The organism is Methanothermococcus sp. (assembly GCF_015523155.1).
Classification (GTDB): domain Archaea; phylum AGJL01; class Methanococci; order Methanococcales; family Methanococcaceae; genus Methanofervidicoccus.
In genome coordinates this window covers 1-26,372 of sequence record NZ_WAKW01000012.1, presented here as the reverse complement: position 1 = coordinate 26,372, position 26,372 = coordinate 1, and the positions used below count along the sequence as shown (strand labels likewise).

The following is a 26,372-nucleotide window of genomic DNA, read 5'->3' as shown; positions in this document are numbered from 1 at the left end:
AATTTTAAATTAAATTTTTATTAGATTTAAGATTTTTAAAATTTTAAAGAAATATTTAATATTTAGATAATTTTTAGTCAATTAGTCCGTATTTTACAACTAATTCCTCTAATTCATCCATTGTTAATGGTGTAGGTTTTACAAGTTCATCGTTCTTATTAATGTTTTTGGCAAGCGTTTTATATTCATGAGCCTGATTGCATTCTGGGTCAAATTCTACAACAGTCATCTTGTTAAATTCTGCCTTTTGAACGATATTGTCTCTTGGAACAAAGTGTACCAATTTTGTTCCCAATCTATCAACAAACTCTTCCATCAATTCTTTTTCTCCATCCACATTTCTTGAATTACAGATGATTCCTCCCAACCTTACACCTGACTGTTCAGCGTATTTCAAGATACCTTTCGCAATGTTGTTTGCAGCATACAATGCCATCATCTCTCCCGATGTAACGATATAAATTTCTTGTGCAAGACCATCTCTAAGTGGCATTGCGAATCCACCGCATACAACATCCCCAAGAACATCAAAGAATAAATTGTCTAAATCGTCTGGGTATCCTTCGAGCTCTCTCATCATTTCTACTGCGGTGATAACTCCCCTACCTGCACATCCTACACCAGGTTCTGGACCACCACTTTCTACACACAATATGCCTTTAAATCCTACTTTTCTAACCTTATCCAGTGTTACCCCTTCTTCTCCCTCTTCTCTAAGTACATCCATGACAGTTTCTTGAGGTTTTCCGTGAAGAATCATTCTAGTTGAATCTGCTTTTGGGTCACATCCGTGAATCATTACTTTTCTATCAAAGTAGTATGCCATAGCTGCGGCAGTATTTTGAGTTGTAGTTGATTTCCCTATACCTCCTTTTCCGTAGATTGCTACTTTTTTTGCATTTGGAGCTATTTCGTCAAAACTCATATTACACACCTCTTTTTTGTAGTCACTTACGAAGTAAGTGAGCAACGAAATCACGAAGTGATTTCGTCTAATAGTTTGATTTATTATTTATTAAATTTAGGAAATATAATTCCTATGTTATCATATTCATAAGGAAGTATATTTCCTGTTTCACAACATTCCTTATGGGTTTATCATATATAAAGCTTTTTATTTCAAAAATTTAAATTAACAAATAAAATAGTTTTTAAATTAAAGGAATATATAATATAAAATAAATAAAAATAGAAAATTTTTATGTGATAATTATGGGAAAAAAAGACAAAAGATGGCTCTTACAGAGAAAAAAAGATTTTTATTACAAACTTGCAAAGAAAAACAAATATCGTTCCAGAGCATCATACAAACTTCTTCAATTAAATGAAAAATTCAATATCATAAAAGAGAATAATGTAGTGGTTGATTTAGGATGTGCCCCAGGTGGATGGTTGCAGGCGGCAAGAAATATTGTAGGAGAAGGCGGATTTGTGGCAGGTGTAGATTTACAAGCCGTAAAGCCTTTGAAATATGAAAATGTAGTGGCAATTAAAGGAGATATGACCAAAAAGGAAACAATTGAAAAGCTCGCGGAGCTCATGCCCTCAAAAGCTGATACTGTAATTTGTGATGCTTCCCCTAATATAAGTGGAGTTTGGGAAAGAGACCATGCAAGGTCCATAGAACTAACTACAATAGCACTTATGACTGCCACAAAATTATTAAAAAAGGATGGAAATTTTGTTGTTAAAGTATTTCAAGGTAGTTTATTTAATGACTATATAGCCCTCTTAAAAAATTACTTTAAAAAGGTTCAAACTACGAAGCCAAAGGCTTCAAGAGATGTAAGTGCAGAGGTTTATGTTGTTGGAAAGAAATTTTTAGATAAACCTTTCGATAGGAATTTAAAATCTCCAATATTAAAATTAATTGATTTTAAAGCAATTGACGGGGAAGAAAAAGGAAAAAAAATTAAAATAATCGAAGGTGTTCAGGAAGACGAAGGTCTTATGATAAAAAGAATAAAAGAGCTCCGAAAGGAAAAGAAGGGATAAATCGTTTCTTAATTTGGTGGTCGCATGACTAAAAAGCCGAAAAATTATTTATATAATATTCGATATATAAAATAATACTTACTTTTGCTATTGACTGAAAAGCATCCAATTGCATAATTACCACCAACATATACCATTATGCAAATAGTTATTTTTATAATTATTTAGTTATTTCCAGAGCTCTAACTCTCTTCTTTTAATGTCTTGTCTATGTCTTTCAAGATATTTATACATCTTGGCATGAGAAGAACCTCTTAGAATCATAGATACTGCTTCTTTTGCTATTTGGACAGGTTCATATTCTCCAAGTATGGCAATGGTTTTTCCATAAATAGATATATCCGTATCTGTTAAGTCCTCAATATATCTTCTTGATTTTCCACCACTGCCTATTACTCTTCCTTTAAGTCTCCTAATGGCATTATCTGAATGTGCGTAGTCAGTAATATCAATTATTTCAAGAATATAATCGTCTGAAACTAATTTTAAAGCTTTCTCTGGATTGAATCCTCTTCCAACTGCTCTAACAATGTCTCTCGCTTTCCATGTTGCCAATGGGTCTTTCATCTCTTCTGTGGAATATACTGTAATCTCGCCGTCTTCGTCTATCTCTATCTCTACACCCAATTCTTTCTCGATTTTATTTTTAGTCTCTCCTTTTTTACCAACTAAAACCCCAATTCTATCTTTTGGGATTTTTAAAACTTCGATATTTCCTTCCATATCCATAATCTCACATTTTACATCTTTATAATATTAATTAAAATTTTGATAAAATAACTTAAAAATAATATGAAGTAATTTATAATATATAATACATAATATATAATAAAATATTATTTTATTTATTTTATTTAATTTTAATAGTATTTAGTAGTTATTTGCGAGCTCCTCATCTATTGGTTGGAGCTCCTCTCCTGTGATGTATTTATATAATTTTTTATAATCGCATGCTACTCCTTTTCTTTTAAAGAAATTACAGATATTCTTTATATCTCTAATTAAAAGGGATTTTGATAATGGATGCTGAACAACAACGCCCTGTGAAAAGTCAATATATACCGGTTCGTTATCCTTAACCAATATGTTATATTCTGATAAATCCCCATGAACAAGCTGGGCATCATTATAAAGTGTTTTTAAGTCCTCTCTTATTAATTCATAAAATTTGCTATAATCAACATTGACAGCATCTTTTAATCTTGGTGAAGGAGCTCCTCCATTATCATCACTTATGAGCTCCATAAGAAGTATGTTTTCCCTTCTTAATAATGCCTTAGGGCTATTTACATAGTTATTTGCTCTTTTTAAATTTCTATATTCTTTCTCAACCCATGCATGTATGATTTGTCTTGTAGAGCTCTTCCTTAAATGGAATCTTGGGTCTCCTTGAATATATTTCCACATGGTTTTAAAATCACATGTGGAAACTCTATATACTTTTACAGCAAAATATTTGTTTTCCTTAATTGCTGAAAAAACTATTGATTCCTTTCCAGAGTTGATTATTCCAAGAAATTCATCAACATGCTTTCCATTCAATAATCCGTGAAGTGTTAAAAGAGTTCTATTATCGAACACTCCATCTTCTGTTTTTAAATCTTCTAAAAACCTTTTTTTTCTTTCCACTATTTTTTTCTGATATTCCCTATCTAAAAGTTTTTCGTGTTTTAATCCTGACATATCGTTATTTTTTTTGTTGTTATTGCTATTATTATTACTATTATTATTTTGCTGTTTATTCATCCTATCACAGTTAATACAGCTCTTTTAAGTATCCTTTTTTAGCTAACCAGCTAACCTGTCCTTTTGTGTATCTCCATATTATATCACATTTTTCATCAGACTGAACTTCCCAAGGGACCACTATTACAACATCTCCTTCTCTTACCCATATTTTTCTTTTTAATTTTCCAGGTATTCTACCCATTCTTGTTTTTCCATCCATACATCTTATTCTAACCCTACTGGCTCCTAACATCTGTTCGATTACTCCTAAAATTTCATTTTGGTCTTTTCTTGGGGTTCTAACTCTTGTAGGTTGTTCTGGACTATGATTATGCACGATTTCACCTTCTATTTTATCTTTTATTTTGCTATTTTATTATATTTAATTTAAAATAATATCTTTTTATCGGTGGAGATATTAAGTGGTTATTTATATATATAGTTATTTACAAATTATTATCAAAATGATGGGTGATGTTATGTGTATATTTTGCAAAATAGTGAATAAAGAAATTCCTGCAAAAATAATATATGAGGACGAAAATACTCTGGCGTTTTTAGATATAAATCCAAGAAGTAAGGGACATACCCTTGTGATACCAAAGGAACACTATGAAACATTTGATGAGCTCCCAGAAGAAACTGCTGTAAATCTGACAAAAACTATTAAAAAAGTTGTTGATATATTAAAATCACTCAATCCTGATGGTTATAATATATTAAATAATAATAAACCAATAGCAGGACAGGAAGTCCCTCATGTTCATTTTCATATAATTCCAAGATATAATGATGAAAAAGAAGATGTAATAAAGTTCTCTGAACCTGTAAATGTTGATTTAGACGAAGTTTTAAAGGAATTGGATATAAATAAATAAAATTTAAAATTAATTATTATTCCTTTAAAAATTTAGGAACTGCCAAAAATACGCCCTTATGAACATCTTCGTCATAGTATTTTGTTTCCATATTATTAAGTTTTTCTTTAATTTTTTCAGATGGAACTTCCAATGGATTATATTTCTTTGAAGCTAATGTGAAACTCCAAAATCCACTCGGGTATGTTGGAATGGCATATACCAATGGTTTGATTATGTTAAATCCAGCTTCTTTTAAGTAGGTCTGAATATCTTTTATTAAATCTTTATTAAACAGTGGGCTTTCTGTCTGCTGAACCATCACTCCATCATCTGTTAAACATTTATATACATTTTTATAAAATTCTTTTTCAAATAGTCCTTTTGCAGGTCCAACTGGGTCAGGACAATCCACAATAATTACATCGTATTTTTCCTCGGTTTCAGCAACATACTTTATTCCATCTGTGAATATGGTATTTACCTTTTCATTGTCGATTTCACAGCTCAATGTTGGCATGTATTTTTTACACACCTCAACAACTTTTTCATCGAGCTCTACAAAATCAACCTTTTCAACAGTCTCGTGTTTAACAACTTCCCTAACTGTTCCGCCGTCTCCTCCTCCAATTACCAATACCTTTTTTGGATTTGGGTGTGTAAATAATGCAGGGTGGGATATTAACTCATGGTATATAAATTCGTCCCTTTCTGTTGTTTGATATGTGTTGTCTAATATGAGAGCTCTCCCAAATTCCTCGGTATCCAATATCTGAATCTCCTGATATTCTGAATTTCCAGTATATAATACATCCTTTACTTTTGTGGATAATTTAAGTGCCTTTGTTTGATATTCTGAAAACCATAATTCACATTTCATAATATATCCCTCTCAAAATTATATAAAAAAAATCTAATAAAAATAAAAAAATAGTATAAATATCATAACCTAATCCACAATATTTCCTCTTTTAATGTCAATAACTTCAAAATTATCAGGTTTTAAAAAAGACCTTATTGTTGGAATGGCATCCTCTGGATTCACATGCTCCCCGCAGGTGAATATATCCATTGCAGCATATCCGAGCTCAGGCCATGTGTGTATTGATATATGACTTTCGGCAAGAACGGCAACTCCTGTAACGCCCTGTGGTGAAAATTTATGGGTTTTTACACATATCAAAGTGGCTCCGCAAGAATCAACAGCATCTACGAGCATATTTTCAATACCTATTTGGTCATCTAAGGCCTTGCTCTCGCATCCCCATAACTCTAAAATCAAGTGTTTTCCTAAGTGTTTCAATTATTTTCACCTCCTATTTTATATTTATTAATTATTTAAAATTTAAATTTAAATAAAGTATATAAATCTTATTTAAAATTATTATTTATACCATAGTGCTGCTGCGGCAAATGCACATCCTATGTTTTCTACTGTATGTTCAGAAGCTATTGAAATGATTTTATCGATTTCCCAGCCTCTCATTTCAAATCCTTCCTTAGCCATATTTTTAACTATATCCTCTGCCTCCTTTTTGCCGCAAACTCCTTCGTATTCCATGATAAGTCCACACAATTCTTTATCTTTTGGAATGGCAATACTGACGGCAGCAGCTATTGTTTCTCCTTTTACATCACTTATTTGGTGTCCATATGCTGTTGGAACAAGGGAACCCATTGGAATCTTTGGCAATGGTACAATATCAGCTTTTGGAGGCATGATGCTGCTGATTCTAATTAGATTTAAATTACCTATTCCTGCATCTAAAAGTGCCATGTCAAATGCATTTAATGGATTGTTTGCATCACCAACACCTGCAACAAGTGAAACGGTATTTGGAACTTCGAATGGGGAATGAATAGGACTTCTCATGCTTGAACATCCACAAGTTTTATCACCCATAAAATAAAACACCTCCAATATATTTTTTTGTAAATTCTAATAAATTAAATAAATAATAAAATATTAAAAAATTAATTATTTTTTAAATTTATATTTTAAATTAGTATATTTTTTCACATAGAATAAAATTTTCTCATATATAAAGTATTCGGTTTGGTAAAAAATGAATTATTATTGTGATATTATGAAAATAATGGTAATTACGGGAAAACAAGCGTATCAGAAGGTAAAAAACGCTGTAAAAAAATATGATTTTATAGATGTTCATAAAACAGACATATCAATAGCAGCTTTTTTAACTCCAAATATGATTATTGATGAAATTAAATCATTAGAAAAAGAAAAGAACATAAGATTATCAGAAATTTATGATTTTATACTAGTTACTGGATTAATTAGGCATGATTTAAAAAAAGTGGAAGAAGAAACTGGAATAAAATGTTATAAATCAACGAGAGAAGCGTCGGACATCCCTCTTTTGATAGACAACCTTAAAGATATAACATTATCTACAAAAGATTATGCCGATAACCAAATTATAAAGTTTGTAAAGCAGAAGTCAGAGGAAGAAATAAAAAAAGCAGAGGAAAAGCCAATAGATTGTTCAAAGGGAAATATTAAAATAGGAGCTCTAAAAGTGGGGGATGATTATCCCATGAGAGTTTTAGGGGAGATTGTCCATACCCCATGGTTAAGTGACAAAGAACTGGAAGAAAAGATAATATACTACCTAAACAGTGGTGCAGATATGATTGATTTAGGGATGGTATCCAATGAAGACCATTCCAAAGATTTAAAGAGAATAATAGGCATTGCACGAGATATTACCGATAAGCCCATAAGTGTGGATACCCTTAATACAAAGGAATTGATTGAAGCAATAAATCTTGGAGTAGATATGGTATTAAGTGTTGATGCAGGGAACATTGAGGAGCTCATCCCATATTTAAAAGATGGAAATACAGTAGCGGTAGTTCTCCCAACGAATTACAAAGTAAATTATGTTCCAGAAACAATAGACGATAAAATAAAGAGTTTAGAGGAGAACATAAATAAATTAATTGAAAATGATATAAAAGTCGTTGGAGACCCAATATTAGAGCCGATAAATAACAATGGGTGTAATTTTACAGAAAGTGTGATTGCATGCAAAATATTTAAGGAAAGAAATAATGTTCCAATGTTTTTTGGAATAGGAAATGTTACCGAGTTATTTGATGTAGATAGCAACGGAGCTCATGCAACACTTACTGCAATAGGTTCTGAAATCGGTGCAAATATATTATTTACTCCTGAGGCTTCATCAAAATGTAAATTTTCAATAAAGGAGTTAAAAATTGCTACAAAAATGATGTTTTTAGCAAAAAAAAGAAATTCACTTCCAAAAGATGTTGGATTTGATTTAATCAATTACAAGGATAAGAAATTTGACGAGCTCACCACATATAATAATTATAAAGATATTCCAATAATAATAGCGGAGGAAAATGAAAGGCAGATTTTAGATGAAGGTAGCTTTAAAATTGAATTGGACAGAAAAAATAAATTGATTGTTGCCATTTACTTCGATAGAAGAAAAAACCCAAAATACATTATCAAAGGAAAAACACCAAAAGAAATATATGAAACTGCCATAAGGCACAATCTAATTAAAAAAATAGACCATGCATCGTATTTAGGTAAAGAACTGCAAAAGGCTGAAATTGCTTTGAAGATTGGAAAAAAGTATAATCAGGACTTTAAATTGTTTTATAATGAGTTTTGGAAATAAATGACCCTATTTTATAAATTATAATTTTTTATATGTTCTATCAAATTCCACATAAAATTATCAATTATAAAATTAACAATGCATGAATTACATCAAAACAGTTAAAAATGGCAAACCCTAACCTAAAAAACTAAAAAAAGAATAATTAAATTTATTCTACCAACAACCTTGCGGTTTCTGGTGAATATCTCCATTTTGCAGGTAATACTTTCGTGTTTCTGTAGTATTTTACTAATCTTCTAATTTTTGATTCAATTAATTGTAATCCTCTTCTTGAATGGATATCTCTTGGATTCTGTTCAAGGTGGTTTCTTAAATTAATTGCTCTTTTCATTAAATTTAACAAATCTTCTGGAATTTCAGGATAAACATTGTTTTCCTTCATTATTTGACTTATGCTTTTTCCTGTGATTAATTTTACATCAGGAACCCCATAGGAATCTCTTAAAATTGTTCCTATAAGTGCGGATTGTTTCCCTTCTTTAGCCATTTCTACAATTTTGTTTTCAATTTCCTCAACTGTCAAATTAACCCATTTAGGAGGTTCTGTCCTTAAAGGTTTCTTTGAACCGGAGGAACCTCTTTTTCTTGAATGCAATCTTGCCATAATATCACGCTCATTTATTTATTTTTTCATTCCGATGATTCCCAGTTCAAAGTCATTATGACTTCATCAAAATTATAACAATATATTATATATATTTTATGGTTATTACTTTGGCCTAACTCTTGCAATGGTGATATATCCAGTATGGCCTATCATCCTTGTAGATGGTCGAGCTCCCTTTTCAGTAATTTCAATATTTCTAACAATACACTCAACAGTTTGGATATCTAAAAAGCCATGTTCCTTTAAGGCATCCACACTCTTTTTAGCCTGTTCGATGTATGGAACATATATGGCAATTCGTCCCTTTGCCTTATTTAATGAGTTTTTAGCATGTTCAACAACATTCCATGGGTCAGGCATATCTAAAACTATTACATCCACATCTTTTTCTTCAATACCTTCGGTAATATCTCCGATTTTTTGAATTACATTGTATAATCCGTTATGTTTATCATTATTGGATGTTTCATTTTCATTTTTTTCATTTTCATCTTCTTCTAAACCGATGATTTTTTGATTTTTTTTCACAGCTCCAACAATTTCTAAATTTTTTCTAGCTATCTTTGCAAATTCTGGTCTTTTTTCATAGGTAATTACTTTCCCATTTTTTCCCACAGCATTTGCAAGGTATATTGTCAGAGCTCCTGAACCTGTTCCCGCCTCTACAACAGTTTCACCATCTTCTATTCCACAGTAGGTTAATATCATACCTATGTCCTTTGGTAAAAGTGTTGTCACGCTTCTTCTCATCTTTTTTACAATGTCATAAACTGTTGGTTCAACGATATAAAATGTATGGTTGTTATGTGATGTTATTGCAGTTCCTTCCTCTACATTTTCTAAATCAATTACACCTAAATCATTTCCAAAGTTATTTAAATCCTTTTTTATAAGATATTTTTTTTCTCTTTCATCGATTATGAGTTTTTTAGTCTTCAAAGTTTCACCATGTATTTAATTTTATTTTATGATTTTATATATTTTATATTAGCTTCATTTGTATAGATTTTTTATTTTTATTATTTTTATTAGCTTTATTATTTCTACTGCTTTTATTTTCATCTTCAAATTCATTCAATATGTTTTTGGAAGTTTTCCAACTTTTTCGAGCTATTTCTGGAAGAGCTCCGTGTTCTTTAACATAATTTTTTAAATAATTTATGGTAATTTTATCACTGGGGTATCCACTACCTATCTCGCCGTATATTTTTTTGTAATTGTCAATTATTCTATCTCTAATAACCTTTGCTATGATTGACGCCGCAGAGACGATTTTATATTTATCATCCGCTTTATGTTCGGCTATTATTTTAATGTTTTCATTATATACCACTAATTTAGATTTTATTTGGTTTGAAAATGCCTTTTCATTACTACTACATGCGTCAATGTATATATTTATTTTTTTATTATTATCCACCTTATAGTTTTTATCCTTATAGTCCTTATATTCTTCCTTTAAAACACTGTTTATCAGTTTTGAAAATGCCATCAATTCAATTTTATTTAAATTAGTCTCCTCCATCATTTTGTCTATATCCTTTGCTTCAAGGATTATGCTCTTAACTTCATAATTATTCATAATGATTTTGTAGAGCTCCTCTCTTCTGTTCTTACTCAACCTCTTACTGTCCTTTAATCCCAATTCATCAAATTTTGTTAAGTCTTTTTCAGTAGCTTTAACAAGTGCAACTACCATAGGACCTAAAACTGGACCTCTTCCAGCTTCATCTAACCCAATTATTATTTTATCATCCATGTCATCATCACTATTACGGTTGTTGGTGTTGTTTTTATTATTATACATTTTAAACCTCAATTAAATTAATTAACTTATCATATGAATAATTAAAATAATAATTAAAATAAATCAAATAGATAATAAATGAATAAAAAAATTAATATACTTTAAGATAATATTATAGTTTGCAGTTGATTTGATGATACTGCACCTAGACAATCCCACCTATAAGGCGGTCGTATGGAGTAGCCATCAGGTTTCAATGAACATGCGATTTTCCAATGGTGGGTATATTTTATGTCTTAATTAGTAGTTTATTATTTTATAATTATAATTGATTTTTTATAATGAGTTATTATATTATATACTATTATTACTAAATACATCACTTAAATAGAGGTGAAACTTTGTTAAAAAACATGGACGATTCATTTGATATATACGATATTAAAGCAAGAGAAGTAATCGATTCAAGGGGAAACCCAACAGTAGAGGTTGAGGTTTTAACAGCTGGCGGTGGATACGGTAGTGCAATAGTTCCAAGCGGAGCTTCAACAGGAACCCACGAGGCTGTGGAGCTCAGAGATAAAGACCTAAGGTTTGGAGGAAAGGGGGTATTATTGGCAGTAGATAATGTTAATAGTATTATAAAACCAGAATTAATAGGCTACGATTCAAGAATGCAGAGAGAAATCGATATAATAATGAGAGAGTTGGACAATACAGAAAATAAAGGAAAACTGGGAGCAAATGCAATACTTGCTGTTTCATTGGCAGTTGCAAAGGCAGCAGCAGATACTGCATCATTACCACTTTATAAATACATTGGAGGATGCAACTCATATGTAATGCCTGTTCCAATGATGAATGTTTTAAATGGTGGAGAGCATGCAGGTAATGAGCTCGACTTCCAAGAGTTTATGATTATGCCAATTGGTGCCGACTCAATAGCAGAAGCAATAAGAATGTGTGCGGAAACCTACCATACATTAAAAAAGGTAATCCTAAATAAATACGGAAAAGATGCCATAAATGTTGGGGATGAGGGTGGATTTGCACCGCCAGTAAATGACATTAGAGAAGCATTGGATTTGTTAAATAACGCCGTGAAAAATGCAGGATATGAGGATAAAATTGTATTTGCATTAGATCCTGCCGCAAGTGAATTCTACGATGCAGAAAAAGAAAATTATGTTGTAAAAGGAAATGACATGTCCAGAGATGAGCTCATATCATTGTATAAAGAAATAGTAAATGAATACCCAATAATATCAATTGAAGACCCACTTCATGAAGAGGATTTCGAAGGATTTGCAATAATTACAAAGGAATTAAAAGGTATCCAAATAGTTGGCGATGATATATTTGTTACAAATACCGATAGGTTAAGAAGAGGCATTGAAATTGGTGCAGGAAATGCCTTACTATTAAAGGTAAATCAGATAGGTACATTATCAGAATCAATAGATGCGGCAAATCTTGCATTTAGGAACGGATATGGTGTTGTAGTATCCCATAGAAGTGGTGAATCAGAAGACACAACAATAGCTGATTTATCAGTTGCACTTAACACAGGACAAATAAAAACAGGAGCTCCTGCAAGGGGTGAAAGAACTGCAAAATATAACCAACTTATAAGAATTGAAGAGGAGCTTGGCTATCCAAAATACGCAGGAAAAGATTTCAGATGTCCTTTTTAAATAAATGATATTATTTTATTTTTTTAATTATTATTTTTTTACTTTTTTATTTTATTTCAAAGTTATTACAATTTTTAGAGTTTTATAAATATTATATCGAATAATTTATATATAATTAAGGACATAAAAGGCACATGATGTAATAAATGGTGATGTTATGGCTACAACCTACGAATTAAAAATATGCGGTAAAACTCAGCATGTGGGATTTAGGGACAGAATCGAAAATTTAGGGCACGCATTAGGTGTTGATGGAATAGTTTATAATTACAAGGATGGAAGCGTTAGAATTTTGGCAAATTTTGATGATGAAGAAATAAAAGAAGCATTTAAAAACAATATTAAACTACTGGGAAAAAAAGATGAGTTAATAGATATAGAAGAGATTGAAGAAAAAGAATTAAACACATTTATTGAATTTCCAAGTGGAATAAATAGGATTTCAGCAGATGATTTATTAGAGCTCAATAAAAAGTTAGATGAAGGAGTTAAATACATTAAAATGATATTCGGAGTTTTGGAAGAAGTTAAAAAAGGACAGGACGAAATAATAAAGGGTCAGAATGAAATAAAAGAAATCCTAAAAAGAATTGAACAAAAACTTTAAGATATAAATGGAGCTCCCACAAAAACGGGAACTTAATAAGAGTGCATATATAAATTTTCAACAATCCTTTTTTAAATAAATCTATTTTTAATTTTTTTAATTTATATCAAACGAAAGATTTTTAAATATTTATTATATATTCTTAAAAAACTATTATTATCATTTTCATTAAAACTTAGTCGTAAATAAAACAGTAATTTTTTAGAGAAACCTTCTATTTTATATTAAAATCCTAAAAAAAGAAAAAGCGTGATTTTATGGAAATAAACCATGATTATAATGTGGAATTGTTTGAAAAAAAAGGATTCATGAGAAAAAAATGTAAAGAATGCGGACAGTATTTTTGGACATTAGACCCTGAGAGAGAAACCTGCGGAGACAGTCCGTGCGATAAATACTCATTCATCGGAGCTCCGATTACCGATAAAAAATACACATATAGCGAGATGGTGAAGGAATTTTTAAACTTCTTTGAGGAAAATGGGCACACGCCAATAAAAAGGTATCCCGTAACTGCGAGAAGATGGAGAAACGATATTCTTTTAACAATTGCATCTATTGCAGTATTTCAGCCATGGGTAACAAAGGGAGTTGTAGAGCCAATTGCAAACCCCCTTGTAATAGCTCAGCCATGTATTAGATTAAACGATATAGACAATGTTGGAAGAACAGGAAGGCACTTAACATGCTTTACAATGGGAGGACACCACGCATTTAATAAAGTGGATGATTTTAAATATTGGACAGATAGAACCGTAGAATTATGCTTTAATTTCATGAAAAAGCTCGGTATAGACGAAAAATCCATAACATTCATAGAGAGCTGGTGGGAAGGTGGAGGAAATGCTGGACCATGCTATGAGGTAATCACCCACGGTGTAGAGCTCGCCACACTTGTGTTTATGCAGTATGAAAAAGTTGGAGATAAATACAGGGAAATGCCTTTAAAAATAGTAGATACTGGATATGGTATAGAGAGGTTTGTGTGGGCATCACAGGGAACACCGACTGTTTATGATGCAATATTTGAAAATATCGTTGAAAAATTAAAGGAAAATTCGGGCATTGACTATATTGAAAATATTGATGATAGGATACTTGCAGAAAGTGCCACGCTTGCTGGGCTTATGGATATAGAAAATGTTGGAGATTTGAGAATTTTAAGGCAGAAGGTTGCTGAAAAACTGAAAATGGATGTGGATGAACTGGATAAATTGCTTACGCCCCTTGAAAATATATATGCCATAGCAGACCATACGAGATGCCTTGCATTTATGTTTGGGGACGGTATCGTTCCATCAAATGTAAAAGATGGTTATTTGGCACGATTACTTGTAAGAAAAACTTTGAGATACATGAAAAATGTCGGCATTACAATGTCTTTAAAGGATATAATAAATTTACAGCTTGAAGAGTTGAAGGGGCTCTACCCAGAATTACTTGAAATGAAAGATTACATGGTGGATGTAGTTGATGAGGAAGAGAGAAAATATATTCAAACAATTAACAAAGGAAGAGGTATTGTGGAAAGGTTGGTTAAATCCAAAAATGAAATATCCCTTGATGATTTGATAGAGCTCTACGACAGTAAGGGGCTTCCGCCGGAGGTGGTGGAAAATATTGTAAATGAAATAAATAATAAGAATAAAACCAAAAAAACTATAAAATTAAACATCCCAGACAATTTCTATACAATAGTTGCAGAAAGGCACGAGCAGAAGAAAATAGAAGAATCCGATGAATTAGAATCTCAGAAAAAAATACTTCCAGAAGTAGAAGGTATTGAAAAAACCGAATTATTATTCTACAAAAACCCAAAGCAGAAAGAATTTGAAGCTAAAATCTTAAAAATAATCGATAATTATGTAATTCTCAACAGAACAATATTCTATCCAGAAGGTGGTGGTCAGAAATACGATATTGGAACTATCAACGGCAAACAGGTTGTTGAGGTTCAGAAGAAAGATGATATTGTATATCACAAATTATCCGATGTAGATAGTCTCAATGAAGGAGATATTGTAAAAGGAGCAATAAATTGGGAACAAAGAATTAATTTAATGAGAAACCACACCGCAACACACATAATAAACGCCGCAGCTCGGAAGGTTTTAGGAAAACATGTTTGGCAGACGGGTTCAAATGTTGAGCCAGATAAGGCAAGGTTGGATATCACACACTACAAGAGAATAAGCAGGGAAGAAATAAAGGAAATAGAAAGAATTGCAAATGAGATTGTTTTAAACAGCGTTCCTATAAAAAGCACATTTATGGACAGAAACGAAGCAGAACAAAAATATGGATTTAGAATATACCAGGGTGGTGTAGTTCCAGGAAATGTTTTAAGGATAATCGATATAGAAGACATAGATGTTGAGGCATGTGGTGGAACTCACTGCGAAAACACTTCGGAAGTTGGATATATAAAAATATTAAGAACCGAAAGAATCCAAGATGGAGTTGAAAGGCTCGAATATACAAGCGGAATAAACTCAGTTAATGAAGTAAGTGCAATGGAAGATATATTATTAAAATCTTCTAAGATATTGGGAGTTACAGCTGAAAATCTTCCAAAAACTGTTAAAAGGTTCTTTGAAGAATGGAAGGAGCAGAAAAAAATAATTGAAGAACTCCAAAAGAAAATTGGAGAATATAAAAAGTATGAGCTCGCAAATAAATTTGAAAAAGTTGGAAACTACAATGTTTTAGTTGAGCAGGTTGAAGGAAATCCAAAGGAATTAATGTCGATTGCAGATAATTTGGTAAAAGAGGGCTCTATTGTTGTTCTTCTAAATAACAACGGCTATATCTTGTGTAAAAGAGGAGAAGCCGTAGATATTAGCATGGGAGAGCTATTGAGGAAAATAGCAAAAGGTGGAGGAAAGGACAACTTAGCACAGGGTAAGTGTTTAGATGACATTGAAACACTTAAAAATAAAGTATTTGAAGAATTGAAATAAATTATATGATTATATATATTTTTTATATATTTTAATAACTTTTATATACTGTTTTATTTCATTTATTTATCTTATTCATTTTATTACAATAATATATGGGGTGTATTTATGTTTATACCGGGTCATATTACTGGTTTTTTTAAAATATATAAGGATAAAGAATTATTAAAAACAGGTTCAACAGGAGCGGGCATTACACTGAATAAAGGAGTATATACAAATATAGTTGAGGGAGATGGAGAGGTATATTTTAACGGCGATAAGATAGAATTATGCCCCACAATTGAAGTGATTAAAAACTATTTGAATTATCTAAATTACAACGAATCGGATAAATTTAATTACAACATTATCCATAAATCAGATTTTCCATTGGGATGTGGAGTGGGCACATCAGGTTCCTGTGCATTGGGGACATCACATGAGCTCAGCAAAATTTACAACATGGAGCCTGACAAAGTTTTGGAATTTGCACATACTGCTGAGGTAAAATGCGGAACTGGGCTTGGGGATGTGGTGGCACAATATACAAGAGGTTTTGTAATAAGAAAAAAACCTGGGCTACCTATAAATGTGGAAAAAATAAATATAAAAAATATCAATGATTATAATGTAGTTGTTGAAATACTTGGAAAAAAAGAAACTGGCACGATTATCAACAATATAGAATGGATTGATAAAATAAATAAAACATCGGATGAGCTCTTACAAAAGCTGTTAAAAAATCCCACATTGGAAAACTTCATGAGTTTATCATACACCTTTGCAAAGGATACAGGTCTTGCAACAGATGAAATTACATCATTGTGTGATGATTTGAGTTTTACTATTGGGAGCTCCCAGGCGATGCTTGGAAATACTGTATTTTGTATATGTGAGGATAAAGATTTAAATGATGTATTATCTATATTAAATAATCCTATTGTATGTAAAATTTATCAGTAAAGCTTGATAGATATACAATACAGTATAAAGAAGTTTAAAGAATGAGGTATTATCTAAATGAGGGGAAATATGAGAATAGAAACTAATGAAGTAAATATAAATAGACTATTTAGCAATGATTTTTGGTTTGTAATTCCAGAATATCAAAGACCTTATTTATGGAAGGAAGATAATGTAAATGATTTATTAGACGATTTATGGTTTGCCTATAAGGAATATGGGGAATATCATGGATATGATGAAGATAAATATTTCTTAGGCTCTTTGGTATTGTATAAAAGAAGTGAAGAAAATAATGGCATAAGATATATAGTTTATGATATAGTGGATGGTCAGCAAAGATTAACCACACTTATGTTATTAATGGCTGTTTTAAGAGATATAACTAACAACGAAATGGCTAAAAGGCAGTTAAACGAGCTAATATATCAAGAAGAAAATGAATTTGGTAATATACCTGAAAGAATAAAAATAAAGTATATAATTAGGGACGATGTCGAAGAGTTTATAAAAAGTTGTGTTGTATTGGATAATGAAACAATAAATGTAAATAATAGAATGAATGGTTCGACAGAGGAGAACAATATTTCAATATCAAATATGAAAAATGCAATATCAACTATGCATGACTTTTTTAAAGATGATGAAAAACAGCAAAAAATAGATAGATTTATTAGATTTTTATTAAATAATATAGTTTTCGTGTATATATCGACAGAAAATTTAACAGATGCTTTTAGATTGTTTTCAGTATTGAATAATAGGGGAATTCCTTTGACTAATGCAGACATATTAAAGGCAGAAAATATTGGGAAAATAGATAACGAAAATGAGCGAGAAGAATATGCAAAAATTTGGGAAGATTTGGAAAATTATTTTGAACTCATAGGGGAAAACTACTTTGATAGATTTCTATCATTTATTAGAACGATATTCTTAAAAGAAAAAGCAAGAAAAACATTATATGAAGAATTTAAAAAAATATATGATAAAAAAATGTTAGAAAGGGGGGAAGAAACTATTGATTTACTAAAAAAATATAAAGAAATATATAATAAACTTATTGAGTTAAACAATTTTGAAATAGAAAATGGCTATAAAAATTTGATAACAATAATGAAAATTGGAATTAAATCAGATGAGTGGATACCGCCATTGCTGTATTTTTGGTATAGGTTTAGAATTGAAAAGAGAGAAGACGAAACAAAACTTAAAAGTAATCTTGTAAAATTTCTTAAAAAATTGGAATACAAATTTTCAAGTGATTGGATTATAGGATATACACCAACTCAAAGAATAGAAAATATGAACAAAATTTTAAAAAGAATAGCTGAAAGCAATAGTTCCGATGAAGTTATTAATAATAATGAGATATTTAAAGTAGATGCTGAAAAATTAAAAGAAGTGTTGCATGATGATGACATATATAAAAAGAGGTATGCAAAATTTGTATTATTGAAATATGCATATTTAAGAATGGAAAATGACATGGTGCATTTATCAAATATTAAAAATATATCAATAGAACATATTTTACCACAAAAACCAAAAGAAAATAGTCAGTGGGTAAGGGATTTTTCAAAAGAAGAAAGAGAATATTGGACGGATAAACTGGCAAATTTAGTGCTAATTAGTGGTAAAAAGAATTCATCACTTAAAAATTATAATTTTAGAGAAAAAATAGAAAAATTAAGAGAATTGCAGAGAAAAAGAGGATTTGGAATTTTTGATTTCATGTATGAAGAAGTAATAGGATATAACGAATGGACACCTAATAATTTAAAAAATCGTCAAGATAAAATGGTAAATAAATTAATATGTAATCAATGATACCTAATTGATAATTTTAAATCTAATAACATTAAAGAGGGAAATCATGAGTGAAAAATACCTATTAACAACAGCTTTGGCATATACAAATGGACCTCTTCATTTAGGACATGCGAGAAGCACATATATTCCTGCTGACATCATGAAAAAATACTTAAAGTTAAAAGGAAAGGATGTAATCCATGTTGGTGGAACAGATAACCACGGTGTTCCTATCACCCTTACAGCAGAAAAAGAAGGCGTAAAACCTGAGGATATTGTAAATAAATACCACAATGAGATAAAGAGAGATTTAGACAATTTAAATGTAGAGTTTGACAGCTACGGAAAAACTCACAGCGATATCCATATAGAAACAGCTCAGGAATTTTATTTAAAACTTAAAGAAAATGGATACATTTATGAAAAAGAGATAGAACAATTCTACTGCCCTAAATGTGATAGATTTTTGGCAGATAGATATGTGGAAGGAACATGCCCCTTCTGCGGTGGTGAGGCGAGAGGAGACCACTGTGAAGTTTGTGGAAGACACCTTGAACCAACGGAGCTCATAAATCCATACTGTATAAATTGCAACACCACACCGGAGCTCCGAAAAACAACCCATAGGTTCTTTAAATTAAGTGCATTATCCGACGATTTAAGAAAATATGTTGAGAGCTCCGATATGCCTGAGCATGTTAAGAACATGGCATACAGTTGGATAAATGAGCTCCATGACTGGGATATTTCAAGGGATATAAAATGGGGTGTTCCAATACCTGACAGCGAAAACCAAGTAATGTATGTATGGTTGGAGGCACCAATTGGCTATATTTCATTTACCAAGCAGTTGGGAGATGTTTGGAGAGATTATTGGTTAAAAAAAGACAGCAATGAAAATGAAAACAACAACTACAATACAAAAGATGTAAAAATATGGCATTTTATTGGAAAGGACATAACAGTTCATCACTCGGTATTCTGGCCAGGTATGTTAATTGCCAATGGTGAATATAACCTTCCTTCATCGGTGATAAGCGGTGGTTATTTAACACTTGAAGGAAGAAAGATGAGCACTAGTAAAAAATGGGTTGTTTGGGTAGATGATTTTGTTAAATATTTTGATTCCGATTATTTAAGATATTTCTTAATGGTAAATGCACCATTAAATAGGGACTGTGATTTCTCATTTGATGAATTCCAGAAGAGGATAAATACAGAGTTAATTGCCATCATTGGAAACTTCACACACCGAGCTCTTGTATTTTCACACAGGAAATTTAAGGCAATTCCTGTTGTTGATGAGGAAAATCTCAAAGATGAAGATAAAGAATTGATAAACAAATGTAAAGAAACTGTTGAAAAGGTTGATAAACACATAATGGAATTTAACTTTAAGGACGCCATAATGGATATTATTCATCTTGCAAAAGAGGGGAATAATTACTTCCAGAAGATGGAGCCTTGGACTGTTGAGGATGAAAACAGGTTAAAAGAAATATTATACACCTGTGCAGTGGTTGTAAAGCATATAACCTATTTGCTTTATCCATTTATGCCAAATAAAACCATGAAACTTCTTGATTTAATGAATGAAGAACTTGATTTGGAAATTAGAGGAAATGATTTGAAAAAGCCGAAGGTTGTATTTACAAAAATTGAAGATGACCAAATCAAGATGGTTAAAGAAAAACTATTAAAATCAGAAGATGCTAATGAAAAGAGGAAAGAAAAAAATAAAATAAAAAGAAATGAAAAAGGTGATTCTATGGATTTAATAAGTATTGATGACTTTGCTAAAATTGAGTTGAGAGTTGCACAGATTTTAGAAGCTGAGGAAGTTCCTAAATCCAAAAAATTGTTAAAATTGATTGTAGATATTGGTGATGAAAAAAGACAGGTTGTTGCAGGTATAAAAGGACACTATGAACCAGCGGAGCTCGTGGGTAAAAAAATCGTATTATTGTGTAACTTAAAACCTGCTAAATTATGCGGTGTAGAATCACAGGGTATGGTTTTAGCCGCAGGGGACGAAGTTGTAGCTCTTTTAACACCAGATAAGGATGTTCCAGTTGGAAGTAAAATCTGCTAATAAAAATTATAAATAATTATACTATAATTTTATTTTATAAAACTTATCTAATTTTTTATAATCTACATTGTATAGATATAAGTTATTAAGGTACTATGGAGGGAAATTATGCTATTTTTAAAAGTAAGATATTTAGACTTAGATTTAGAAACCAACGCAATTATTGCAAATGAGAAGGATTTAAAGGGAACTGCATATTATCCCCACGATAGAGTTCTAATAGAAACATCGGGGGGCTCTTTTATAGGGACGTTATACTCAACAAAAACAATGGTGAATGTGGGGGAAATTGGCATTAGCAAATCTGTACCTGTACCTTTAAAGGAAGGTGAAGAGGTTAGGATAAGACACGCTCAAAAACCAATATCTTTAAACTATATTAAGAAAAAAATGGAGGGTCAGATATTAAAACCTCATGAGATACATACGATAGTAGATGAGATAGTGTCAAGAAAACTGTCAAATATTGAACTATCTGCATTTGTGGTTTCCACCTATATAAATGGATTGGAAACAAATGAAATTGTCGAAATGACTAAGAGAATGGCAGAAACTGGAGAGAAACTTGAATGGGAAAGTAGTCCTGTTGTAGATGTCCATAGTATAGGTGGAGTTCCTGGAAATAAATATGCTCTTCTAACCATTCCAATAGTGGCGTCAGCTGGAATTACCATTCCAAAAACTTCATCAAGGGCAATTACCTCAGCAGCGGGGACAGCGGATGTTGTGGAAGTGCTTGCAAATGTAAATTTAAATGCAGAGGAAATAAAAAGAGTGGTGAAAGCCACAAATGGATGTTTGGTCTGGGGTGGTGCGGTAAATCTTGCACCTGCGGATGATATTATAATAAATGTGGAGAGACCATTGGCAATAGACCCAAAACCTCAATTATTGGCAAGTGTTATGGCTAAAAAGATTGCAACAGGTATAAATTATACTGTAATAGATATCCCCATTGGATATGGTGTAAAGATAAAAAATGAAAAAGAAGGAAATCAACTTGCAAGGAAATTTATAGAGCTCGGTGATTTACTTGGAATTCGTGTTGAGTGTGTTCTAACATATGGGGGGCAGCCAATAGGTAGGGCAATAGGGCCTGCACTTGAAGCAAGGGAAGCGTTAATGGCATTAAATGATCCTGAATCGGCACCAAAGAGTTTAGTTGAAAAAGCCACTTCTCTTGCAGGGGTTTTATTGGAACTTGGAGGGGCGGCACAACCTGGAAAGGGCAATGAGGTGGCATGGGAGATTCTCTCATCTGGGAAAGCATTGGAAAAATTTAATGAGATAATAACTGAACAAGGTGGAAAAGAAACAAAACCTGATGAGATTGAAGTGGGAAATTTTACTGCGGAGGTAGTTTCTCCGGACAGCGGATATGTAACAAAAATATCAAATAAATTAATTACAAATGTGGCAAAGGAAGCAGGAGCTCCGAAGGATAAAAAGGCAGGAGTTCTCCTACATGCAAAAACAGGAAATAAGGTAGAAAAAGGGGATGTGCTATATACAATTTATTCGAGCTCAGAGGAGAGATTGAATGCCGCAGTTAATCTTGCAAGAAGAACATACCCCGTGAGAGTTGAAGGTATGCTTCTTAAAAGAATTAGCAGATTTTAAATAATAAATTTCATCTGCTTTCCTTCCCCTATTAGCTCTTTAAAATCCGTAGCGATGGGGCATATTTTGTAATAATCCAATGAATAGTTTTTTCCAGAGGTTGTTAAAAGATGGGGATTTATAAACAAAATTTTTCCATTCATTTTCAATGCAATATATGGGTGAGCTCCGAAAGTTTCTGAAAAATTTATAAGTTTATCCACATCCTCCTTTGAGATGTAGAATTTCTCTTTTGATGTGGTTTTGCATTCAAATACGTAAATTTTTCCTCTTTTTCCTACAATTAAATCAATACCATGACTTCCAGCACTTCTAACCACTGCAAACCCTTTATTTTCAAACATTTTTTTGAGCTCTCTTTCAAAATTGGAACCTTTTTTATACTTATATCCCATCAAAAAAACACCATTCAAAATGAAATAAATAATAATTTTAAAATAAAATGATAATAAATAAGATAAAAGATAAAAATTAAAGATATAACTTATAATCTATCAGCAATCTCCTTAAATTTATTAATATCAAGTTTTTTATCTTTTTCCAATATGGAATTATATTTGCTGTCGATTTCTTCAATATTTAGTTCTTCCCCTTTTTCAACCTCTTCCAAACCTTTTGAAATTAATTCCAATGCCTTCTGCTCTGCTTCAAGCTGGTGAAATCCTTCCCTTGGACCTCCTTTTCTGAATGCCCTACATCTTCTCTTATCCCATATTGGAAATCCCCTATCTTTACAGAATATTTTATTTTTTTCAAGGTTTCTAACCATATTCGCTATTTTATCAACAACTTCATCTTCTCCTTCAATATATGCCCCAAAACATGTTTCTTTAACTTTTATATCGTAATCCAATGAATTTAAAAACCTAAATAGTCTTGAAGGAGATGTTTTTGCATCCTCTGATAAAACTATTACTTTTGTTTTCATGCTACCACCTATATATTTTATATATTTATATTTTTCATTTATTTTATATTTTTTTGGTTTCTTTTTCATGTCCTTTTATTCCCAAGTTTTTTCAATTTTGTGAGCTCATGCTATTACTAAATATTATTTATCTTCATTAAACCATTTATGATAATTTCTCTCAACATACTCCCTTACTTCATCAGGATTTAACCCATTTGTATAAGAATATACTGAAATTCCCCCGGCTCCTACTCCCTCTTTTACAGAACCTTTGCAGTATGATTTTAAACCCTCAATATCTGATTTATCGTAGTTAAATTTTGATGCAAATATGGGCACATTCTCATCTATTTGCTCAACAATTCCCTTTAAATCCGCGTTTTTGTCATTTAAAACAAATTCTGTTGTTCCTATTGATATTAATCCTGATTTTAATATATTTTCTTTTATATGGTTTTTATCTATTTCGTTTATCACGGAAAGCACGGAAGCCATTTGGGTTCCACCTGCCAATATTACAGGTTTTTCCTGTTTAGCTGATGAGAATGCCATTCCTGCAACAACAGGCATCATCTTATCTCCAACTGCATTTAGGACATCGAATACATCCTTTGATTTTGCAGATTTTAAACCATTTTCAACAACATTTAATTTTAATTCCTTTGGATTTTCAACAGAGCCGGAGCTTATTTTGTCCTTTGCATCATATCCCAATCCAAGCAATACTCCCAAAGCTGTGGTTGTTCCGCCGGGGACACTTTCACCAATTATAAGAACGTCGCATGTTAAATTTTTTCCAATTATTTCCCCCATTTTAAATAATTCCTTTGAATTGTCCATGGCCTTACCTTTGTAAATATCCCCTGTTGGTTTTTCATCCACAGAAATGTAGGGTATTTTTGGTTTTACAGCACTTCCCGCATCTATTGTTAAAACAGGGATATTTTTTAAATCAACATTTGCCCTTGTTATGGTGGCTGGGCTTGGGCATCCTGTGGCATCTATCGGCGGTGTTGATATGGATATACTCTTACCTAATACTACGAGCTCCATATCTGCGGCTGGCGTGTATTCAATTACACTTTTATTAACTCCCGATATTGGAATGTATTTTGTAGTTTCTATTGATGAAATTACACAAGAAAATTGGACTTTTTTATTTTTTATCTTATCTAAAAATCCATTATTATCATTTACAGAGATTATAGGCATATTTTCACGCTTTTTCTTTTTTTAATTAAAACTCAAAGAGTTTTTTATTAACAAGCAATTTCCATTTTTCCCTCATTTAATCCAGTATAATTTAAACCTTTTAAGGTAGATTCCCTAACTATCCCTTTATTTCTTTTCAATACTTCCAATTTCATATTTAATTTAATTACATCCTTCGTTATTTTAATTACAGCTTCAAATTTAATTAAATTTTTTAACAAATCGTATTTATCGACTTTAAACATTTTTGACGCATCTAATATTTCAATTCCCACAATGCCTTCATTATCAAAATCCAATAAAACATCATCTAAATCAAGAGTCTCTTTTGATTTTGCACCTTTTTTATATATAAATAAGTCATCATTTTCAAAATCATAATCAACACTAATAGTCATTATTTTCCCTCTATTCCAATCTTGTTTCATAGTGTTTAGTTTTATTAAAATTCTCCTTTTTAGAAGTAAAATAGATAAGATAACACTTCATCAATATCCATCCTTTCACCACAGGAGCTCCTAAACCAACCTAAAAGTAAAGTATTAAATTATTATATTTATAAATCAATATCCTCATCCTCATCTAAATACAATCTATACTGCTCTATATCGTCACCCAATTTATTTACAATTGCCCTAGCAACTCTTCCAGGGTCTCTTGATTTTGTAATTCCCCTTCCAACAACCAAGATGTCATATTTGGTTTTTAATTCATCGATGCTATCCATTGAAACTCCACCGGCAACTCCCAGTATTAATTTTTTCATCTTTTCATTGTTTGTATTGAATATATTTATCCTATCTTTATTAAATGTTTCCTCATCAATACCCCTATGTACCATTAAAACATCCGGTTTTATCTCCAAAGAGCTGTATAATTTTAATGGGTCATCCATATTTATTGTATCCAAATAACTCATTATTCCGCATTTTTCACATTCATGAATACCTTTTAAAATTGTGGCTTTTGGGGCAACACCACTTAAAACCACTGCATTTGCTGTGCATTCAAAAGCCATTCTAACCTCTATCCTGCCGGTATCAAGTGTTTTTAAATCTGCCACAATGTATCCATCGTAGAGCTCCCTTATATGTTCTATAACTTCGATGCCGTATTTTTTAATAAGGGGGGTTCCTGCCTCAATTAATATCCTATCACTTTTTGGAAGGGATTCGATTATAAATTCCATATTTTCAATTGTGGGAACATCCAGAGCAACCTGTAAATATGGCGGTCTTTCTAACCTAATATCTCTGAATCCTACTAATGGATGTAGAGCTCTGTATTTTTCTTTTTTTATTTTTTCTTTCGATGGATATTCATTCAGAGCTCTGGTGATGGCAAGTTTTGTTGCACCATAGTAATAATGAAACAACTTTCTTTTATTTAATGTAGTATAGGGAACATCTGGAACTGAAACAGTAATTACTGCCTTTAAGTCTTCGTCAAGGTCTAAATCTGCCACCGCCTTTGCCACGCCGTATTGAATTACTCCATATAGGAGCTCATCCTGAATTTCATTCTTGATATCATGTCTTGGAACCACAATAGATAATGGTTTCACAATTAAATTATCTCTTAAATTTGCAAATATTGGAGATGGTGTTCTGGTTAATGCGTTTGTGAAAGCAATATCCATTTCACTTCCTTTTCCAATAATAACATTAACAACTGCCTTTAAATTTTTTCCAAGAACTGCTTCACCAAATTTTATCATAATATCATCGCTAATTCATTTTTTATATGTTTTCTGATGAAAGAGTGTGTCTAAGATAGGAATTACATACAATACCAAATATTAATAAATATATATACCCAGATAAATTCGAGTAATAGAAGTTAGTTAAGGAAGTATAATTTATCTCTGAATCTGTTTTAAAGCTCCGAAGAAACTATATATTCCTCTTTT

25 protein-coding genes are annotated in these 26,372 nt (G+C 31.5%); 10 read left to right on the top strand and 15 right to left on the bottom strand.

What is annotated here, in order from left to right; all coding sequences use genetic code 11:
• Window positions 1-73 precede the first annotated feature (73 nt).
• On the bottom strand, window positions 74-925 hold the full coding sequence (gene nifH / locus F7B34_RS01815; RefSeq protein ID WP_292459886.1) for a nitrogenase iron protein: 852 nt from the start codon (window positions 923-925) through the stop codon (window positions 74-76).
• 287 nt (window positions 926-1,212) lie between these two features.
• On the opposite strand from nifH, the gene F7B34_RS01810 reads away from it, so the two are divergent.
• On the top strand, window positions 1,213-1,995 hold the full coding sequence (locus tag F7B34_RS01810; RefSeq protein WP_292459885.1) for an RlmE family RNA methyltransferase: 783 nt from the start codon (window positions 1,213-1,215) through the stop codon (window positions 1,993-1,995).
• Between the two features lie 168 nt (window positions 1,996-2,163).
• Here the strand turns inward: F7B34_RS01810 and F7B34_RS01805 are convergent, their stop codons facing one another.
• The 3 genes from F7B34_RS01805 to eif1A form a co-directional block, all read right to left on the bottom strand.
• Window positions 2,164-2,724 carry a KH domain-containing protein gene (locus F7B34_RS01805; RefSeq protein WP_292459883.1) on the bottom strand — a complete coding sequence of 187 codons (561 nt, stop codon included), beginning with the start codon at window positions 2,722-2,724 and terminating at the stop codon, window positions 2,164-2,166.
• Window positions 2,725-2,865: 141 nt separating this feature from the next.
• Window positions 2,866-3,678 carry a serine protein kinase RIO gene (locus F7B34_RS01800; RefSeq protein WP_292459936.1) on the bottom strand — a complete coding sequence of 271 codons (813 nt, stop codon included), beginning with the start codon at window positions 3,676-3,678 and terminating at the stop codon, window positions 2,866-2,868.
• A gap of 73 nt (window positions 3,679-3,751) precedes the next feature.
• Window positions 3,752-4,060, bottom strand: coding sequence for a translation initiation factor eIF-1A (gene eif1A / locus F7B34_RS01795; RefSeq protein ID WP_292459881.1), 309 nt, complete (start codon window positions 4,058-4,060; stop codon window positions 3,752-3,754).
• A 142-nt stretch (window positions 4,061-4,202) separates the two neighbouring features.
• On the opposite strand from eif1A, the gene F7B34_RS01790 reads away from it, so the two are divergent.
• The gene (locus F7B34_RS01790; protein WP_292459879.1) at window positions 4,203-4,601 is read left to right on the top strand and encodes an HIT family protein; all 399 of its coding nucleotides are present in this window, start codon (window positions 4,203-4,205) and stop codon (window positions 4,599-4,601) included.
• Window positions 4,602-4,617: 16 nt separating this feature from the next.
• On the opposite strand, the gene speE is transcribed toward F7B34_RS01790, so the two are convergent.
• From speE to F7B34_RS01775, 3 genes are all read right to left on the bottom strand, one after another.
• Window positions 4,618-5,460, bottom strand: a complete 843-nt coding sequence (gene speE, locus F7B34_RS01785) for a spermidine synthase (RefSeq protein WP_292459877.1) — start codon at window positions 5,458-5,460, stop codon at window positions 4,618-4,620.
• A 69-nt stretch (window positions 5,461-5,529) separates the two neighbouring features.
• Window positions 5,530-5,883: an adenosylmethionine decarboxylase gene (gene speD / locus F7B34_RS01780; RefSeq protein WP_292459875.1), complete on the bottom strand. Its 354-nt coding sequence runs from the start codon at window positions 5,881-5,883 to the stop codon at window positions 5,530-5,532.
• Window positions 5,884-5,964: 81 nt separating this feature from the next.
• A complete protein-coding gene (locus F7B34_RS01775) occupies window positions 5,965-6,453 on the bottom strand; it encodes a pyruvoyl-dependent arginine decarboxylase (RefSeq protein WP_394355308.1) in 489 nt (162 codons plus the stop codon).
• 214 nt (window positions 6,454-6,667) lie between these two features.
• On the opposite strand from F7B34_RS01775, the gene F7B34_RS01770 reads away from it, so the two are divergent.
• Complete coding sequence (locus F7B34_RS01770) at window positions 6,668-8,254, top strand: dihydropteroate synthase-like protein (protein WP_292459871.1); 1,587 nt, start codon at window positions 6,668-6,670, stop codon at window positions 8,252-8,254.
• A gap of 151 nt (window positions 8,255-8,405) precedes the next feature.
• On the opposite strand, the gene F7B34_RS01765 is transcribed toward F7B34_RS01770, so the two are convergent.
• From F7B34_RS01765 to rnhB, 3 genes are all read right to left on the bottom strand, one after another.
• Window positions 8,406-8,861 carry a 30S ribosomal protein S15 gene (locus F7B34_RS01765; RefSeq protein ID WP_292459868.1) on the bottom strand — a complete coding sequence of 152 codons (456 nt, stop codon included), beginning with the start codon at window positions 8,859-8,861 and terminating at the stop codon, window positions 8,406-8,408.
• A 105-nt stretch (window positions 8,862-8,966) separates the two neighbouring features.
• Window positions 8,967-9,803: a tRNA (adenine-N1)-methyltransferase gene (locus F7B34_RS01760; protein WP_292459867.1), complete on the bottom strand. Its 837-nt coding sequence runs from the start codon at window positions 9,801-9,803 to the stop codon at window positions 8,967-8,969.
• Window positions 9,804-9,846: 43 nt separating this feature from the next.
• A complete protein-coding gene (rnhB, locus tag F7B34_RS01755) occupies window positions 9,847-10,671 on the bottom strand; it encodes a ribonuclease HII (protein ID WP_292459864.1) in 825 nt (274 codons plus the stop codon).
• A gap of 341 nt (window positions 10,672-11,012) precedes the next feature.
• Here rnhB and eno point away from each other — a divergent pair, with 341 nt between their 5' ends.
• The 7 genes from eno (at window position 11,013) to F7B34_RS01720 (ending at window position 22,341) form a co-directional block, all read left to right on the top strand.
• Window positions 11,013-12,305 carry a phosphopyruvate hydratase gene (eno, locus tag F7B34_RS01750; protein WP_292459862.1) on the top strand — a complete coding sequence of 431 codons (1,293 nt, stop codon included), beginning with the start codon at window positions 11,013-11,015 and terminating at the stop codon, window positions 12,303-12,305.
• A gap of 157 nt (window positions 12,306-12,462) precedes the next feature.
• Entirely contained in the window at window positions 12,463-12,912 is a 450-nt protein-coding gene (locus F7B34_RS01745) for an acylphosphatase (RefSeq protein WP_292459860.1), read from the top strand.
• Window positions 12,913-13,169: 257 nt separating this feature from the next.
• Entirely contained in the window at window positions 13,170-15,872 is a 2,703-nt protein-coding gene (alaS, locus tag F7B34_RS01740; protein ID WP_292459858.1) for an alanine--tRNA ligase, read from the top strand.
• A 108-nt stretch (window positions 15,873-15,980) separates the two neighbouring features.
• Window positions 15,981-16,817, top strand: coding sequence for a pantoate kinase (locus tag F7B34_RS01735; RefSeq protein ID WP_292459856.1), 837 nt, complete (start codon window positions 15,981-15,983; stop codon window positions 16,815-16,817).
• A 69-nt stretch (window positions 16,818-16,886) separates the two neighbouring features.
• Complete coding sequence (locus F7B34_RS01730; RefSeq protein ID WP_292459854.1) at window positions 16,887-18,647, top strand: DUF262 domain-containing HNH endonuclease family protein; 1,761 nt, start codon at window positions 16,887-16,889, stop codon at window positions 18,645-18,647.
• Between the two features lie 46 nt (window positions 18,648-18,693).
• Window positions 18,694-20,721: a methionine--tRNA ligase gene (metG, locus tag F7B34_RS01725; protein ID WP_292459852.1), complete on the top strand. Its 2,028-nt coding sequence runs from the start codon at window positions 18,694-18,696 to the stop codon at window positions 20,719-20,721.
• 108 nt (window positions 20,722-20,829) lie between these two features.
• The gene (locus F7B34_RS01720; RefSeq protein WP_292459850.1) at window positions 20,830-22,341 is read left to right on the top strand and encodes an AMP phosphorylase; all 1,512 of its coding nucleotides are present in this window, start codon (window positions 20,830-20,832) and stop codon (window positions 22,339-22,341) included.
• Here F7B34_RS01720 and hjc read toward each other — a convergent pair.
• The 5 genes from hjc to F7B34_RS01695 form a co-directional block, all read right to left on the bottom strand.
• Window positions 22,338-22,736 (bottom strand): Holliday junction resolvase Hjc, encoded by a 399-nt coding sequence (hjc, locus tag F7B34_RS01715; protein ID WP_292459935.1) that lies wholly within the window; start codon window positions 22,734-22,736, stop codon window positions 22,338-22,340. The genes F7B34_RS01720 and hjc overlap by 4 nt on opposite strands.
• Before the next feature lie 89 nt (window positions 22,737-22,825).
• Window positions 22,826-23,269: a methanogenesis marker 6 protein gene (locus F7B34_RS01710; protein ID WP_292459848.1), complete on the bottom strand. Its 444-nt coding sequence runs from the start codon at window positions 23,267-23,269 to the stop codon at window positions 22,826-22,828.
• Between the two features lie 123 nt (window positions 23,270-23,392).
• Window positions 23,393-24,463 (bottom strand): nicotinate mononucleotide-dependent phosphoribosyltransferase CobT, encoded by a 1,071-nt coding sequence (gene cobT / locus F7B34_RS01705; RefSeq protein WP_292459847.1) that lies wholly within the window; start codon window positions 24,461-24,463, stop codon window positions 23,393-23,395.
• Between the two features lie 47 nt (window positions 24,464-24,510).
• Window positions 24,511-24,861, bottom strand: coding sequence for a DUF2283 domain-containing protein (locus F7B34_RS01700; RefSeq protein ID WP_292459846.1), 351 nt, complete (start codon window positions 24,859-24,861; stop codon window positions 24,511-24,513).
• 158 nt (window positions 24,862-25,019) lie between these two features.
• The gene (locus F7B34_RS01695; protein WP_292459844.1) at window positions 25,020-26,180 is read right to left on the bottom strand and encodes a bifunctional 5,6,7,8-tetrahydromethanopterin hydro-lyase/3-hexulose-6-phosphate synthase; all 1,161 of its coding nucleotides are present in this window, start codon (window positions 26,178-26,180) and stop codon (window positions 25,020-25,022) included.
• Window positions 26,181-26,372 lie beyond the last annotated feature (192 nt).

Coding starts and splice junctions, on each gene's coding strand:
- nifH (WP_292459886.1), bottom strand. CDS start 925: ATGAGTTTTGACGAAATAGCTCCAAATGCAAAAAAAGTAGCAATCTAC.
- F7B34_RS01810 (WP_292459885.1), top strand. CDS start 1,213: ATGGGAAAAAAAGACAAAAGATGGCTCTTACAGAGAAAAAAAGATTTT.
- F7B34_RS01805 (WP_292459883.1), bottom strand. CDS start 2,724: ATGGATATGGAAGGAAATATCGAAGTTTTAAAAATCCCAAAAGATAGA.
- F7B34_RS01800 (WP_292459936.1), bottom strand. CDS start 3,678: ATGTCAGGATTAAAACACGAAAAACTTTTAGATAGGGAATATCAGAAA.
- F7B34_RS01790 (WP_292459879.1), top strand. CDS start 4,203: ATGTGTATATTTTGCAAAATAGTGAATAAAGAAATTCCTGCAAAAATA.
- speE (WP_292459877.1), bottom strand. CDS start 5,460: ATGAAATGTGAATTATGGTTTTCAGAATATCAAACAAAGGCACTTAAA.
- F7B34_RS01775 (WP_394355308.1), bottom strand. CDS start 6,453: ATGAGAAGTCCTATTCATTCCCCATTCGAAGTTCCAAATACCGTTTCA.
- F7B34_RS01770 (WP_292459871.1), top strand. CDS start 6,668: ATGAAAATAATGGTAATTACGGGAAAACAAGCGTATCAGAAGGTAAAA.
- F7B34_RS01765 (WP_292459868.1), bottom strand. CDS start 8,861: ATGGCAAGATTGCATTCAAGAAAAAGAGGTTCCTCCGGTTCAAAGAAA.
- rnhB (WP_292459864.1), bottom strand. CDS start 10,671: ATGTATAATAATAAAAACAACACCAACAACCGTAATAGTGATGATGAC.
- F7B34_RS01745 (WP_292459860.1), top strand. CDS start 12,463: ATGGCTACAACCTACGAATTAAAAATATGCGGTAAAACTCAGCATGTG.
- alaS (WP_292459858.1), top strand. CDS start 13,170: ATGGAAATAAACCATGATTATAATGTGGAATTGTTTGAAAAAAAAGGA.
- F7B34_RS01735 (WP_292459856.1), top strand. CDS start 15,981: ATGTTTATACCGGGTCATATTACTGGTTTTTTTAAAATATATAAGGAT.
- F7B34_RS01730 (WP_292459854.1), top strand. CDS start 16,887: ATGAGAATAGAAACTAATGAAGTAAATATAAATAGACTATTTAGCAAT.
- metG (WP_292459852.1), top strand. CDS start 18,694: ATGAGTGAAAAATACCTATTAACAACAGCTTTGGCATATACAAATGGA.
- F7B34_RS01720 (WP_292459850.1), top strand. CDS start 20,830: ATGCTATTTTTAAAAGTAAGATATTTAGACTTAGATTTAGAAACCAAC.
- hjc (WP_292459935.1), bottom strand. CDS start 22,736: ATGGGATATAAGTATAAAAAAGGTTCCAATTTTGAAAGAGAGCTCAAA.
- F7B34_RS01710 (WP_292459848.1), bottom strand. CDS start 23,269: ATGAAAACAAAAGTAATAGTTTTATCAGAGGATGCAAAAACATCTCCT.
- cobT (WP_292459847.1), bottom strand. CDS start 24,463: ATGCCTATAATCTCTGTAAATGATAATAATGGATTTTTAGATAAGATA.
- F7B34_RS01700 (WP_292459846.1), bottom strand. CDS start 24,861: ATGACTATTAGTGTTGATTATGATTTTGAAAATGATGACTTATTTATA.
- F7B34_RS01695 (WP_292459844.1), bottom strand. CDS start 26,180: ATGATAAAATTTGGTGAAGCAGTTCTTGGAAAAAATTTAAAGGCAGTT.